This is a genomic window from Acinetobacter sp. YH12046 (genome assembly GCF_013419905.1).
Taxonomy (GTDB): domain Bacteria; phylum Pseudomonadota; class Gammaproteobacteria; order Pseudomonadales; family Moraxellaceae; genus Acinetobacter.
Genome location: NZ_VOZF01000009.1, coordinates 1 through 14,672, shown reverse-complemented (window position 1 = coordinate 14,672; position 14,672 = coordinate 1). Strand labels below are relative to the sequence as shown.

Here is a 14,672-nt window from a genome sequence, read left to right as displayed (position 1 = left end):
GACTAGTACTCCTGATTTTGTTGTTTTGGTTTGTATTTAAAGATACTTCGAATCCACACGTAGAATACAGGAATAAAGAAGATACCTAAAAGCGTCGAACTGATTACACCACCGAGGACACCGTAACCGACAGAGTGCTGGCTACCCGCACCGGCACCTGAAGCAAGTGCTAGTGGAAGTACACCAAAACCGAAGGCAAGGGTGGTCATGATAATTGGACGTAAACGCATTTTTGCCGCATGCAAGGTTGCATCAAACAACTCTTCACCCTGTTCCTGCAGCTCTTTGGCGAATTCCACAATCAAGATTGCGTTTTTCGCAGAAAGACCAATTACGGCAATAATCGCTACCTGGAAGTAGATGTTATTCGACAGGTTCGGGTCTTTAAACAGAATCATACCGCCAAAGGTCAATAACAATGCACCCACAATACCTAGCGGTACAACCAGAAGAACCGAGAATGGAATTGACCAGCTTTCATACAATGCAGCCAGACACAGGAACACGATCAACAGTGAAAGCGCGTACAAGAATGGTGCTTGTGCGCCAGACTCACGTTCTTCCAGAGACAGACCAGTCCATTCATAGTCGAAACCTTGCATGCCCATTTCAGGAAGCTTGGCAATGATTTCTTCCATTGCGCGCATTGCATCACCTGAGCTCACACCCGGTGCTGGTGTACCCTGAATGTTCATCGCAGATACGCCGTTATAGCGTTCCAGACGAGGCGAACCATAGGTCCATTCGCCGGTTGCGAATGCCGAGAACGGTACCATTTCGCCACGATTGTTACGAACATACCACTGGTTCAGGTCTTCTGGCATCATACGAGAGCTGGCTTCACCCTGAACATATACTTTCTTCACACGACCACGGTCAAGGAAGTCGTTGATGTACGAACCACCCCACGCCATGCTCATGGTGCTGTTAATTTCAGAAATGCTGACACCTAAAGCACCGGCTTGTGCATGATCGACAATCACACGGTACTGCGGGTTATCTTCCTGACCATTTGGACGGACACCTGCAAGACGTTTGTCTTGTGCAGCCAGACCCAGAACAGTATTACGCGCTGCTAAAAGTTGCTCATGGCTTTGACCACTTGCTGCTTTTAACTGCATGTTAAAGCCGGCAGACACACCCAGTTCAGGCATCGCTGGCAATTGTAACGGCATGATGTAAGACGCATCTTTCACAATCATGTTCAGTGCCATACCACGTTGGATAATTGCACCGACCTGTGATTCTGGTGTGGTACGTTCAGACCAGTCTTTTAGTTTAATAAATGCCAGACCAGCGTTTTGACCTACACCTGTGAATGAGAAACCAGCCACACTGAAGACAGATTGAACATGATCTTTCTCATTCTCCAGGAAGTAGCCAGTCATGGTGTTGATGACTTTATCGGTACGTTCCAGGGTTGCATTTGGTGGCAACTGTACCAGTGTCATCACGACACCTTGGTCTTCATCAGGTAAGAATGAAGAAGGCAGTTTCTGGAAGATCAGCACAATAATCCCGATCACCACCGCATAGATGATACCGGAGAAAATCTTGTGGTGGGTCATACGATTGACACCGCCCTGATATTTCACAGAAACACGGTCAAAGCTATGGTTAAACCAGCGGAAGAAACGCGCAGCCGGGTTGTTGCTTTGCGGCTTGTTCGGATCATGCTGTTTTAGAATGGTCGCACACAGGGCAGGGGTAAAGGTTAAGGCCACCACCAGAGACAGAACCATTGCTGTGACCAGCGTGATTGAGAACTGGCGATAGATAACCCCTGTAGAACCACCAAAGAATGCCATTGGTACGAATACTGCAGACAGTACAGAGGTAATACCGATCAGCGCACCAGAGATCTGTTTCATCGACTTTGCAGTCGCCGTCACAGGATCAAGATGCTCTTCAGCCATGACACGTTCAACGTTTTCGACCACAACGATCGCATCATCGACTAACAGACCAATTGCAAGAACCATCGCAAACATGGTCAAGGTATTGATCGAGAAGCCGAAGATATTAATGATTGCAAAAGTACCCAGTACAACCACTGGAACGGCCATGGTTGGAATAATCGTTGCACGCCAGTTCTGCAAGAACAGGAACATCACGATGAAGACCAGAATGACCGCTTCGATTAGGGTATGAACCACCGATTCAATCGATAACTGAATAAATGGTGTGGTATCAAATGCCAGGGTATCTACCATCCCTTGAGGATAGTTCGGACGTAACTGTTTTAAACGCTCTTCAACTGCTTCAGCGGTATCCAGCGCATTGGCGCCAGTTGCAAGTTTAATCGCAACACCGCCAGCCGGTTTACCGTTGAATTTAGAATCAAACTGGTAGTTGTCTGCACCCAGTTCTACACGTGCGACATCGCCCAGACGGACTTGTGCACCTGAAGTGGTATTTTTCAAGAAGATGTTTTCGAACTGTTCAGGTGTTTGCAGCAGACTTTGCGCATTCACCGTCGCATTCAGCACCTGACCTTCAATCTGTGGCGCACCACCTAATTGACCGACAGCCACCTGAGCGTTCTGGGTACGGATTGCCTGAGCCACATCACTTGGAGTCACTTGCAGACTAGCCATTTTGGCTGGATCCAGCCAGATACGCATTGCATAAGAACCACCAAAGACCTGAACTTCACCAACCCCGGCCACACGGCTTAAAGGTTCAGAAATATTTGAGTTCACATAGTCTTTAATGTCATCTGCAGTCAGGCTGCCATCAGGCGAATAGAAAGCTAATACCTGAAGGAAGCTGGCACCAGATTTGGTAACACGTACACCCTGACGTTGTACATCATCAGGCAAAAGTGCAGTCGCTGACTGTAACTTGTTTTGTACCTGTACCTGTGCGATATCAGGATCGACACCCTGTTCAAAGTTTAAGGCGATGGATGCCTGACCGTTACCGGCACTGTTCGAAGAAATATAACGCAAGCCATCCAGACCGTTCATCTGCTGCTCGATGATCTGCGTTACTGTATTTTCTACAGTCGCTGCAGATGCACCCGGATAAGTCGCAGAAATGGTGACTGTCGGTGGCGCGATCGTCGGATATTGAGCAATTGGCATTTTGCTGATGGTCAAAATACCCGCCAGCATAATTACCAATGCAATCACCCATGCAAAAATCGGGCGATGGATAAAGAATTGAGCCATGAACCATTACTCCTTATGCATTTGCAGCAGGTTTTTGTTCAGGTTGTTTCTTTGCATCATCTGCCTTTTTTGCATCTGCTGCAGGTTGCTGTGCAGCTGGTTGAGCAGCACCTTGTGGGGCAGCCGCTTGAGGTTGATAAGGTTTAGGCACCACTTGCTGTTCAGGTTTTACCTTAGCAATACCGTCAACAATCACTTTATCACCCGGATTAAGACCTTCGGTTACGATCCAGTTGCTGCCTTGAGTCCCGACTGTCGTTACTGGACGTGGAGTCACTTTATTATCAGCACCCACCAGCATCGCCATGGCTTGACCAGTAGGCGTACGGGTTAACGCCGCTTGTGGAATCATGAAGGCATTTGGAATTTCACCCTGTACGATTTGCGCTGTGGCAAACATACCTGGCAGAAGTAAATGGTTCTTGTTCGGGAATACTGCACGTAAAGTCACAGTACCTGTTTCAGGGTTCACGCTGGCATCCGAGAATGCAAGACGGCCTTCGACAGGGTAGATGCTGCCATCTTCAAGCTTTAACTTCACTTTGGTGTTGTTTGAGCTGTTGAGGTTGCCTTTGCTTAGCTGTTGACGCAGGCGCAGCAGTTCAGCACTGGATTGGTTGATATCTACATAGATTGGATCTAGACGCTGAATCGTAACCAGTGGTTCTGTCTGATTTGCAGTCACTAACGCACCCGCCGTAATCGAAGAACGGTTAGTTTGACCAGAAATCGGGGCACGTACGGTTGAATAGCCCAGGTTGATTTCAGCATTACGTAAAGTTGCACGGTTTGCATTCAAATCAGCTTCAGCCAGTTTGACCTGTGCTGCAATGTCATCGTATTCCTGTTTAGAAATGGCATTGGTACCGACCAGTTGACGGTAACGGCCTTCTTTAACACGCAATACACCTAAATTCGCTTCAGCACGGGCAATCGCAGCACGGGCATTATCAACAGTAGTACGGTTAGTGCTTGAATCGATTTCATAAAGCGCCTGACCTTCACGGACATAGCTACCCTCAGTGAATAAGCGTTTAAGCACCACACCACTAGCCTGTGGACGTACTTCAGAAATCTCAAATGCTGTTGTACGACCTGAGAGCTCTACAGACTGCTCGACACTTTGTGGCTGTGCAACAAGAATACCGACTTCAGTCGGTGGCATTTGCTGCTGAGCACCAGCTTGCTGGCCCTCTTTAGGATCTTTGCTACAACCAACAAGTGCAAGACTTGTTGCTAATGCGCAAGCAGTCAGGGCGGGAGCCCAAAGCTTTGCAGACATCATTGTTCCACCTCAATTGGATTCTTATCTAAATTTTTTTATTTGTGAGCCGTGCAATATCTGATCCAGACCATATACCACAACGAAATCCAAATAAAACTTATACTCCAGCCGGATATGACATCTGAAGGAAAATGTACACCTAGATAAACTCTTGAAATACCCATAATCAGCATCCATGCACCTGCACCCATCCAGATGATGGTATGTCGGGGATGTTGCCGATATATGAATATTGCCAGACAGCCGAGACAGGCTGCATAGACGCTATGGGCACTCGGGAAGGAGCTTCCATAGCTTTCAACCAGATGAAAAGACTCTGCTGGTCGAGGTCGGGCAATACTGAATTTTAAAAGCCAGCCTAGGAGAATTCCTCCGATAATTCCGATACATATAAAAATTACGCTTGCATACTTTTTATACCACAGTAGAAAAATACACCATAGTGTGGATAAAAATAATACAAATGGCATGCCACCTATCACTGATAAGGACTGATTAATTTGATTTAAAAATTCTGTGCGATAGCCGCTAATCCATTCTATTGCAAGCACATCTAACTGGCTTAAAGTTGCAATATCAAGAAATAACACACTGAAAATTAAAAATAAAATTCCGACAATAAGTAACAAGTAATGCATGCCAAAAATCCTTGTCCTTTTAACCGTTATTCAACCGGTTAACTGTCTGCGCTAAAGTGTACTTGTCAGTACACTTTTTTTCAAGAGTGCGTATTTTATGCAAATTCCATTTTTTATTTATGGGATTTTGTACCTAAATGCCCAAATATTCTCGCAATTTTACAGTTTTGTGGATGTATGATTTTCGTCAATTTTAATGGTTTGCTTCGGCGGCCAGAAAAACTCACTTGGGCGAGTCAGGAAATGGGTCATGACCAGTTTGGCGAGCGGTTTCCACTGTTCGAAACGCACCCGTCGTGCGCGTAATGCCACAATAATGGTCAGGCTGAAACTTACAAAAAGGTTAGTCAGACCAATCAGCAGAACACCCAGGAAAGAGATGATAATGAGTCCAATATCTGGACCATTAATATTGATCAGTCCTTGGATAAAGTTGGCAGAGGCAAAGGCAATATGACGAATATCTAAAGGCAAGCCAAGAATGAAACCGATGGTACCCATACTGCCCAGCATAACCCCAAAAATAAAATTACCCGCCAGTGCACCCAGATTACGTTCAATATAATCGGCAAATCGATGTAAACGTTCTTGTCCCATCAGTTGCGACAGGCGCACATGAGCTCTCAGACGAGGACCAACCTTCCGATACACTGCCATATTATCGAAATAACCGGCTAATAGGCCTGACAGGAACAAACATACTCCAGCCACTGCTGCATGAGGAATCGCCAAAGAAGTAAATGGATTCAGGTCATATAAGGTTTTAGCTGCTTTGGCATGTGTCATTAATGGCTCATGTAGGGCAAATTCCCACATCAGGGCAATCAGTGCTGCAACCGGAATTGCGATGGAAATATTCCCAAGAATTGCGACAAACTGGGTCCGAATGATATTCACAATCAGTGCAGCCAGTTCAGCAATCTGGGCGGTTTTCGAACCCTTACGCTGTTGTACGGTAGAAGCGAGTGCAGCTGCAGTCATCGCCGGCTGTTTGGTTGCAACGGTGAAGTGCAGCACATGAATGAGCATAAAACCGAGCGAATAGTTCATGCTATAGCTAAAGGCCTGCATTAAAGGTGCCATCGTGACACGCGCCATTAAGACTTTCAGCGAAGCCATAAAGGCAATGATGACACCGGCACCGGCTGCCGATTTGTACATGGCCAGAAAGCCTTGCTTGTCGGTACTTACATAATGTTCACCGGTTTTACTGGCATTTTCAGTCACCTGTAAAGCCAGGAGTTCACTATTGGTAGTCAGTAAGGCACGCACACTGCGTTCACTATAAATTGCTTCGGTAATATCGGCGATAAACAGGCCAATGGATTGATAACGCAGGTCATCATCATCCAGCACCATATTCAGCAGGATTTCAATCCGTTCCAGACACTGTTCCAGTAAGGCCAGCATATAGGTCAGGCTGACACTGACCCCAATCCGTTTGGTAGAGCGGCGAATTTTGGCGACAACATCGTGACACTGCTCCAGCATGACCAGAGCTTGGGAAGCATCTGGCGGTGTAATCGCATCTACCAGTTCTACGGTGTTATAGCGTTTTTTATATTCCTGGATAAATTCAATGATCTCACGGTTTTGCACCAGAAAAGGTGATTCATATTCCATGAGCTCAGGCTGGGCATTAATAAATTCAGGATGCAGGCCGATCCCACTCACCCGGTAGGACAGAATCGTTAGTGCTTTAATGATCTGATCTTTGATTCGGGTTTTTTCTACCTGATTGGAATGACCTTGATTTACAACAGCAAAAAGTCGCTGCCAATCCGCTTCATCAAAATAATCCAGCCAGTATTTATCGGTACGCAAATAGAAAATTTTGCGGAACAATTCCTGAAGTTGTAGATGATCTGGAATCACCGGTAGGATATGCGCCCCGATCCGCTGATTCAGCTGATTCCAGAAACCATCCAGAGAAAGAATTCCGGTATCGGAAAACAGGCTGGCTTGTTTATAACGATTGATAACTCTTAAAGTGAAACTTTGTAAGGTTAAGACTGCATTGGGAGTGAGCAGTAAAGCCCGGATAAATGCATTAAATTTTGTTTCGATTTCTTCTGTATTTCTGCTGTCTTCTGGGCGTATACGTTCTACAAGTTGGATGAGCAAATTCTCATCCAGCACCGTCTGTGGTTGTTCAAGCTGGTGCTGCATGCTTTGAAAAATATCAAGAAAATTAATATGCATAGGCGAGGTAAGCGGCTATTGAATCCGGTGAAGAGCCAGTTTGGCCAGATTAACGAGGGCCTGACGATACTCTGAATCGGGTAGTGCATTCAAGGCTTGAATTGCAATTTCTGTTTCTTCAGTTGCACGCTGGCGACAATAATCCAAGGCGCCAGAATCATTTACGATCTTGATGACTTCTGCCAAATGATCTGTTCCGCCCGTTGCAATACTGCGACGGATAATTTCATGTGATTCACCTGTAGTATTCTTCATGGCAGCAATCAATGGCAGGGTCGGTTTGCCTTCCATCAGGTCATCACCGATGTTTTTACCTAGGGTTTCAGCATCAGATGTATAGTCCAGAATGTCATCAATAATCTGGAAAGCATTACCGAAGTGACCGGCGAATTTACGTAACGGTTCACGGAACTCAGTCTTGTCGGAAAGAATAGCGGCACCTTCGGTCGCCAGTTCAAACAGGCGAGAAGTCTTGCCATGAATAATGCTCAAATAGGTTTCTTCTGAGGTTTCTGGCTGATGTTGCGATTGCAGTTGCAGAACTTCGCCTTCGGCAATTTCGCAGGTACCCGTAGAGAAGTCTTTGAGCAGGGTCATATTGTTAAGGTCGACCAACAAATCAAAGGCACGCGAAATTAGGAAATCACCCACTAGCACAGCTGTCTGATTGTTCCAGGTGGCATTAGCGGTTGGACGGCCACGGCGTAAGCCTGACTCATCCACAACATCATCATGAACTAGAGTTGCCGTATGCAACATTTCGATAATGGCGGCCAGTTTGCGATGTTGTTCCAGTTCTACGGCACCACAGGCTTTTGCTGCCAACAGGCACATGATTGGGCGCATACGCTTGCCGCCAGCTTCAACCACATGCTTGCTGACCGCCATCACCAGCGCTACTTTTGAGGTAATTCCTTCGTTAATGAATGTGTCCATCGCAGCAAAGTCGTTAGCAACAGGAGCGAGAATATCTTGCTTAAAGTCGATGGCCATGTGAAAGAAAACCTCTAGTTTGGTAAATCGCAGCGGGTAGTTTAACAATTTATAACATGAGTGAAAGCTAAGAAAAGCACAAACTCCACTAAAAATCAGCTTTTTATAGCACTTCTTTGAGTTTAGCCTAAATTTTGACATTTAAAAAATGAACAATATCTTTCCGCTAAAGTTTTTTTCTAAACATTCTCAGGCAGCTGGAAAACTCGGAATTGAGCAGCGTTTTTTGGTCAGTATATCCGGTATTAATCTTTGATTTTGAATGAATAATTTAATGATTTATAGGCTTTGTAATGGAGTTCATGATTATTTCCTTAAAATGGCTTGTTGTTTCTTATAATATCCCTTAAAATCTTTGCCCTTGTATAACCCCCAGTGGCGCGCGTTTTAAGATCGATATATTCCTTTATCGGCACGTCGACACGGGCATGTTTGGAGTACATTATGTACGCAGTAATCCAAAGCGGTGGTAAACAGCACCGTGTAGTTGAGGGTGAAACCCTTAAAGTTGAATTATTGAAAGCTGAAACTGGTTCAACAATTACGTTTGATGACGTACTTATGCTTGTAAACGGTGATAGCATTCAAATCGGTGCTCCAGTTGTAGCTGGCGCTAAAGTAACTGCAGAAGTAGTTAGCCATGGTCGTCACGACAAAATCCGCATCATCAAAATGCGTCGTCGTAAGCACTACCGTAAACAACAAGGTCACCGTCAATGGTTCACTGAGTTGAAAATTACTGGTATCTCAGGCTAATTACTAGGAGTAAATAGACATGGCAACTAAAAAAGCCGGTGGTTCGACTAAGAACGGTCGTGATTCGAATCCTAAGATGTTAGGTGTTAAAGTTTACGGTGGCCAAACTGTAACTGCAGGTAACATCATCGTTCGTCAACGTGGTACTGAATTCCACGCTGGTCAAAACGTAGGTATGGGCCGTGACCATACATTATTTGCTACTGCTGATGGCGTAGTAAAATTCGAAGTGAAAGGTCAATTTGGCCGTCGCTACGTATCTGTTGAAGCATAATTTGCTGAAATAGAAAAAAGACCCACAGTTTCTGTGGGTTTTTTTATGCATGAAGATTTATCGGCTTATAAAGCTGTGACAGCGAATGTAAATATCACTATTGAATCTTCATCATGATGAATAAAAACAGGAATTCTGCATTAATAACAATACAAAACTTCTTATTTTCTATCATCTTAGTTCGAGAAATTGGTTTAATATGAGCCATTAGATAAATAGCAATATGCAAATACAAAAAGGTGAGATTATGAGTATGCTTCGTAAAACTGTATGTGCCATAACAATCGGTACGGCGACACTGGCACCTGTCATGAGCACGACTGTATTTGCCGCAACTGCAGCGACGGAGCAGCAAGCTACTGCGAATCTGGTGAAACAGCTCAGCAATATCCGTAGCTTAACTGCAAATTTTGAACAAACGACTAAAGTCACGAATCCGAAAGCGACCCAGAAAAAAGGCTTGACCGCGCAGCACATGAACCAGACCTTTAAAGGTGTGATGAAAGTGGCACGTCCGGGTAAATTCTACTGGGAAACTTCTAGCCCGTCGAAACAGACTATTGCTACTACAGGTAAAACCGTATGGATCTATGATCCAGACTTGCAGCAAGCAGTGCGTCAGAGTCTAGACGACCAGGTGGCAAATACACCGGCGTTATTATTGTCCGGCAATACCAGCCAGATTATGCAATCTTATCGCGTAACTCAGCCGAATAAAGCTAAAACCTATTACACGCTTTATCCGAAAAATACCGATGGGGTGTTTGAAAGCCTGACTATTAGTTTTGGTGCGAACAAAGCGCCTAGCTTGATGATTTTGCAAGATTCCTTAGGCCAGACTACGAATATTAAATTTAGTAATGTAAAACTGAATACCACGATTCCGGCATCTACGTTTAACTTTACTCCGCCAAAGGGCACAGACATTATTGATCAGTAAGCATCAATACACCCTAAATAAAAAAGCAACCTTCGGGTTGCTTTTTTTGTTCCTGATCGGGATGGATTTGGAGTCATTACAAGGTTGGCGTATATCTGGAAGTTCGGGCGTTTTAGAATAAACAAAAGTTGAGTCAATGAAATTGCAAAATTTTAGGAGCTCAGGATGAAAATGACTTCATGTAAAATAGGCTGGATCGATTGTATCTTATGTCTGAATCTTGGGCTATTTGCCTGTCAGCCTCAAACCTCTTCAGTCACTACATCCGCGCAATCAGAAGACACGGGGCAAATTCAGTCCAAAACAATTCCGGTTAAAGATGCTAATCAGGTCGTGTGTGAAATCGAAGGTTGTGTGCGTTTTGATTTGCAGACTGTAGATACCAATATAAGCTGGATTGATCAGTATTTTATGGAGCGGATCCAGCGTACTGAGCCGGTCGCTTTTAGCAAAGTGACCAGTAATAAAATTAAAGCAAAGGATGAGCCGAAATTTATTGATCAGCGTTCCATTCAGGTGAGTTACCTGAATCAGCATGCTCATCTAGCTACTTTTATCTTCAAAACTACTCATCAGCCTGAACGTGCCCAGTCACAATCTCATAGTGAATATGTCAATCTAGATATAAAACAGAAGAAACGTCTAGCTCTTCATCAGGTTGTGCGCGGTAATACAGATGAAAAACTGAAACAGGCTCTATATCAAGCAAATAAAGACTGGCTAGATCGCTATCAAATCACCCAGCAGAAATTAGCATTGAGCGACAATTATTATTTTGACGGTCAGGGCTTGGTACTGGTTTATCCGGCAGGTGAGTTGAGTAAGCCAATCAGTGACATGGCAGAATTAAAAGTACCTTATACAGCATTAAGCGAGATCATCCGGCCTGAATATTTATCGCTTCTGCCTCAAACAAGCCTTTAAATATTGCGCTAATAAACTCCAGCCGGTAGGTCAGTCACTGTATTTTTTGACGTTAAGAGCTTACACTATAGCCAGTTTTTTTCTTATCCAAAGATTGGCTATGATCGACCCGAAATTACTTAGAAATAATATTGAGGCTGTAAATTTAGCCTTGGCAAAACGTGGTGTTCAACTGAATGTTGAGGAGTGGGCATCATTAGAAGCTCGACGTAAAGAGATTCAATCCAAAACTGAATCCTTGCAAGCTGAGCGTAATGCCGGTGCCAAGCAAGTGGGTCAGATCAAAAAAGCAGGTGGCGATGCCTCTGAAATTATGGCACGCATGTCTGCGATTGGTGATGAAATTAAGGCTGCTGAAGCTGCTCTGGCTGAACTGCAAGCTGAACTAGAAGAAAAATCACTGTCTATTCCAAACCTTCCAGATGAATCTGTACCTGAAGGTAAAGATGAAAATGACAATGTGGAAGTCCTGAAATGGGGTACACCACGCGAATTTGATTTTGAAATCAAAGACCATACTGACTTGGGCGAAATGATGGGCGGTCTGGAATTTGAAACTGCGACCAAACTGACCGGTTCACGTTTCAGCGTTCTGAAAGGTCCTTTAGCGCGTCTGCAACGTGCGATTACCCAGTTTATGCTGGATACGCATACCACTAAAAATGGCTATACCGAAGCCTATGTTCCTTATTTGGTGAATGCAGATTCTCTACGTGGTACTGGTCAATTACCAAAATTTGAAGAAGACCTGTTCAAGCTGCAAGGTGAGAAAGAATTCTACCTGATCCCTACGGCTGAAGTGCCTGTAACCAACTTCGTGCGTGATGAAATCATTGATGCTGACCGTCTGCCACTAAAATATGCAGCACATACCCCATGTTTCCGTAGTGAAGCTGGCTCTTATGGCCGTGATACCCGTGGTTTGATCCGTCAGCACCAGTTTGACAAAGTTGAGATGGTGCAGATTGTAAAACCTGAAGACTCTATGCAGGCACTGGAAGAGTTGACTGGTCATGCAGAAGGTATTTTGCAGGCATTAGGTCTGCCATACCGTAAAATCATTCTGTGTGGTGGTGATATGGGCTTTGGTGCATGCAAAACCTATGACCTTGAAGTCTGGGTGCCAAGTCAAAATACGTATCGTGAAATTTCATCTTGCTCAAATATGTGGGACTTTCAGGCACGCCGTATGAAAGCGCGTTACCGTGCTGACCAGAAAAAAACTGAATTCGTGCATACGTTGAATGGTTCAGGCCTGGCTGTAGGTCGTACTTTACTGGCGGTCATGGAAAACTATCAACGTGCTGATGGTTCAATTGAGATCCCTGAAGTACTGCGTCCGTATATGGGTGGTGCAACTTATATCGACTAAATGTCGGTGTATGCACCAAAATGTGCATGAAAATTGCTTAGACAGTCAGATTTAAAACTTTTTGAGGCATTTTGTGGATATCTTTCCAATCTCGTTAAAGTTGCAACAGCAACCTTGTCTGATTGTCGGTGGTGGACATATTGCATACCGTAAAGCGGTATTGCTACAGAAAGCAGGGGCAGTCATTTCGGTGGTTGCCCCTGAGATCGAAGCGAGTCTGCTTGAGATTGTTCAAGCGACCGCCGGTCAATATGTTCAGGCACCTTTCAATTCTGAAATTCCTCTACGTTCCTACCGTCTGGTGATTGCAGCGACCAATGATGCTCGAGTCAACCGTCAGGTGTTTGAAGACTGTGAAGCTGAAAATGTGCTGGTCAACAGTGTTGATGATCCACCACATTGCCGTTTCATGGTACCAGCGATTATCGACCGCTCACCACTGATTATTTCAGTCGCGAGTAACGGTACTTCACCGGTATTGTCCCGTCAGATCCGTACTCAGCTTGAAGCTACCATTCCGCATGGTATGGGTAAACTGGCTGAGTTCTCTGGTAAGTGGCGTAGTGCAGTTAAAGCCAAGATCACTAATCCCGATGAACGCCGTATCTTCTGGGAAGATTTATATGCCAGTCCTTTGAAAGAACAGGTATTTAATGACAATCTGGCTGAAGCTGACCGTCTGATTGAACAAGCCTTAAATGAATGGCAAAAGCCAAAAGGTGAGGTTTATCTGGTCGGTGCTGGACCGGGTGATCCAGAGTTATTGACGCTAAAAGCCTTACGTTTGATGCAACAAGCCGATGTGGTGATCTATGACCGTTTGGTCTCTGCACCAATTATGGATCTCTGTCGCCGTGATGCAGAGAAGATCTATGTCGGTAAGGCGCGGTCTAATCATGCAGTGCCACAAGAAGGAATTAATGCCTTACTGGTGAAATATGCCAGCGAAGGCAAGCGCGTTTGTCGTCTAAAAGGCGGTGATCCGTTTATCTTTGGTCGTGGCGGTGAAGAGATTGAAGAGCTGTTTGCTGCTGGCGTGGCCTTTCAGGTCGTGCCTGGCATTACTGCAGCTTCAGGCTGTTCAGCTTATGCTGGTATTCCGCTCACTCATCGTGATTATGCGCAAAGCGTGCGCTTCCTGACAGGTCATTTAAAAGAAGGTTCACCAGAGCTGCCTTGGAATGAACTGGTCTATGAAAACCAGACCTTAGTACTGTATATGGGACTGGTTGGACTGGAAAAAATCTGTGCACAATTGATTGAGCATGGTCAGCGTCCAGATATGCCAGTAGCCCTAGTCTCAAAAGGCACCACACCAGAGCAAAAAGTAGTGGTGGGAACGCTCCAAGATATTGCATCGAAAGTGAATGAGCACCATATTCAGGCACCAACTTTGACCATTATTGGTGAAGTGGTGCGTTTACGTGAAAAATTGAAGTGGTCCTAAACGGCCATTGGACTCCCAAAAGTAGAGAAAAGCTGTGATCCATGTTGTTTTATATGAACCTGAAATTCCTGCCAATACAGGTAATATTATTCGCCTATGCGCAAATACGGGAGCACAGTTACATTTGGTCAAGCCGCTTGGCTTTGAACTGGATGATAAAAAACTAAGACGTGCCGGTCTCGATTATCATGAATATGCCAATATGCAGATTTGGGAAAATATTGATGACTGTCTGGCCGATCTGGCTACTAAGGGCGTAGGTGTAGATGCAGTTTATCCGCTGACCACCAAAGGTTTTGAAACCCCGCATACCTCAGATCTAAATCGTTCTGTAGCCTTGTTGATGGGACCAGAAACTCGTGGCTTGCCAGAGCATGTACGTATGATGTTTCCGAAAGAGCACTGGATTCGTTTGCCAATGGCAGAGAATTCACGTAGCTTGAACTTGTCTAATGCGACTGCTGTGATTGTCTATGAAGCATGGCGTCAGCAGGGTTTTAAACCGCTTTAAGTTCATCGTACCGATTTAAAAAGCTGCCTAAGGGCCACTGCTGTCCCATAGTTTGCTTTAAATAAAAAAACCTGAGTCCTAACAGTTAAAATATGAGTGCAAACAAACACTTTAACGACCAGGATTCAGGTTTTGTCACATCAGAATACCGTATTTC

General features: G+C 44.8%; 12 protein-coding genes. 7 read left to right on the top strand and 5 right to left on the bottom strand.

Annotated elements, in window-relative coordinates; translation table 11 throughout:
• Positions 1 to 2 precede the first annotated feature (2 nt).
• The 5 genes from FTU03_RS07275 to sdsA form a co-directional block, all read right to left on the bottom strand.
• Entirely contained in the window at positions 3 to 3,173 is a 3,171-nt protein-coding gene (locus FTU03_RS07275; RefSeq protein ID WP_179992620.1) for an efflux RND transporter permease subunit, read from the bottom strand.
• A 13-nt stretch (positions 3,174 to 3,186) separates the two neighbouring features.
• Positions 3,187 to 4,458: an efflux RND transporter periplasmic adaptor subunit gene (locus FTU03_RS07270; RefSeq protein WP_179992619.1), complete on the bottom strand. Its 1,272-nt coding sequence runs from the start codon at positions 4,456 to 4,458 to the stop codon at positions 3,187 to 3,189.
• Between the two features lie 35 nt (positions 4,459 to 4,493).
• On the bottom strand, positions 4,494 to 5,096 hold the full coding sequence (locus FTU03_RS07265; protein WP_159123404.1) for a phosphatase PAP2 family protein: 603 nt from the start codon (positions 5,094 to 5,096) through the stop codon (positions 4,494 to 4,496).
• A gap of 159 nt (positions 5,097 to 5,255) precedes the next feature.
• Positions 5,256 to 7,298 carry a site-specific recombinase gene (locus FTU03_RS07260; RefSeq protein ID WP_179992618.1) on the bottom strand — a complete coding sequence of 681 codons (2,043 nt, stop codon included), beginning with the start codon at positions 7,296 to 7,298 and terminating at the stop codon, positions 5,256 to 5,258.
• A gap of 15 nt (positions 7,299 to 7,313) precedes the next feature.
• Complete coding sequence (sdsA, locus tag FTU03_RS07255; protein ID WP_004784900.1) at positions 7,314 to 8,291, bottom strand: All-trans-nonaprenyl-diphosphate synthase; 978 nt, start codon at positions 8,289 to 8,291, stop codon at positions 7,314 to 7,316.
• Between the two features lie 444 nt (positions 8,292 to 8,735).
• Between sdsA and rplU the strand changes: the two genes are divergently transcribed.
• The 7 genes from rplU to FTU03_RS07220 all read left to right on the top strand — a co-directional run bounded on the left by rplU (position 8,736) and on the right by FTU03_RS07220 (position 14,515).
• Positions 8,736 to 9,047 (top strand): 50S ribosomal protein L21, encoded by a 312-nt coding sequence (gene rplU, locus FTU03_RS07250; protein WP_004784898.1) that lies wholly within the window; start codon positions 8,736 to 8,738, stop codon positions 9,045 to 9,047.
• A gap of 19 nt (positions 9,048 to 9,066) precedes the next feature.
• Positions 9,067 to 9,321 carry a 50S ribosomal protein L27 gene (gene rpmA / locus FTU03_RS07245; RefSeq protein WP_004784896.1) on the top strand — a complete coding sequence of 85 codons (255 nt, stop codon included), beginning with the start codon at positions 9,067 to 9,069 and terminating at the stop codon, positions 9,319 to 9,321.
• A 247-nt stretch (positions 9,322 to 9,568) separates the two neighbouring features.
• The gene (gene lolA / locus FTU03_RS07240) at positions 9,569 to 10,261 is read left to right on the top strand and encodes an outer membrane lipoprotein chaperone LolA (RefSeq protein ID WP_004784895.1); all 693 of its coding nucleotides are present in this window, start codon (positions 9,569 to 9,571) and stop codon (positions 10,259 to 10,261) included.
• Positions 10,262 to 10,426: 165 nt separating this feature from the next.
• Positions 10,427 to 11,185 carry a DUF3298 domain-containing protein gene (locus tag FTU03_RS07235; RefSeq protein ID WP_166137863.1) on the top strand — a complete coding sequence of 253 codons (759 nt, stop codon included), beginning with the start codon at positions 10,427 to 10,429 and terminating at the stop codon, positions 11,183 to 11,185.
• Between the two features lie 100 nt (positions 11,186 to 11,285).
• Entirely contained in the window at positions 11,286 to 12,557 is a 1,272-nt protein-coding gene (gene serS / locus FTU03_RS07230; protein ID WP_005236894.1) for a serine--tRNA ligase, read from the top strand.
• A 73-nt stretch (positions 12,558 to 12,630) separates the two neighbouring features.
• The gene (gene cysG / locus FTU03_RS07225) at positions 12,631 to 14,004 is read left to right on the top strand and encodes a siroheme synthase CysG (RefSeq protein WP_166137861.1); all 1,374 of its coding nucleotides are present in this window, start codon (positions 12,631 to 12,633) and stop codon (positions 14,002 to 14,004) included.
• Positions 14,005 to 14,038: 34 nt separating this feature from the next.
• On the top strand, positions 14,039 to 14,515 hold the full coding sequence (locus tag FTU03_RS07220) for a tRNA (cytidine(34)-2'-O)-methyltransferase (protein ID WP_159123408.1): 477 nt from the start codon (positions 14,039 to 14,041) through the stop codon (positions 14,513 to 14,515).
• Positions 14,516 to 14,672: the final 157 nt, after the last annotated feature.

Excerpts from the sequence above, each read along its gene's own strand:
- FTU03_RS07275 (WP_179992620.1), bottom strand. The coding sequence starts at position 3,173 with ATGGCTCAATTCTTTATCCATCGCCCGATTTTTGCATGGGTGATTGCA.
- FTU03_RS07270 (WP_179992619.1), bottom strand. The coding sequence starts at position 4,458 with ATGATGTCTGCAAAGCTTTGGGCTCCCGCCCTGACTGCTTGCGCATTA.
- FTU03_RS07265 (WP_159123404.1), bottom strand. The coding sequence starts at position 5,096 with ATGCATTACTTGTTACTTATTGTCGGAATTTTATTTTTAATTTTCAGT.
- FTU03_RS07260 (WP_179992618.1), bottom strand. The coding sequence starts at position 7,298 with ATGCATATTAATTTTCTTGATATTTTTCAAAGCATGCAGCACCAGCTT.
- sdsA (WP_004784900.1), bottom strand. The coding sequence starts at position 8,291 with ATGGCCATCGACTTTAAGCAAGATATTCTCGCTCCTGTTGCTAACGAC.
- rplU (WP_004784898.1), top strand. The coding sequence starts at position 8,736 with ATGTACGCAGTAATCCAAAGCGGTGGTAAACAGCACCGTGTAGTTGAG.
- rpmA (WP_004784896.1), top strand. The coding sequence starts at position 9,067 with ATGGCAACTAAAAAAGCCGGTGGTTCGACTAAGAACGGTCGTGATTCG.
- lolA (WP_004784895.1), top strand. The coding sequence starts at position 9,569 with ATGAGTATGCTTCGTAAAACTGTATGTGCCATAACAATCGGTACGGCG.
- FTU03_RS07235 (WP_166137863.1), top strand. The coding sequence starts at position 10,427 with ATGAAAATGACTTCATGTAAAATAGGCTGGATCGATTGTATCTTATGT.
- serS (WP_005236894.1), top strand. The coding sequence starts at position 11,286 with ATGATCGACCCGAAATTACTTAGAAATAATATTGAGGCTGTAAATTTA.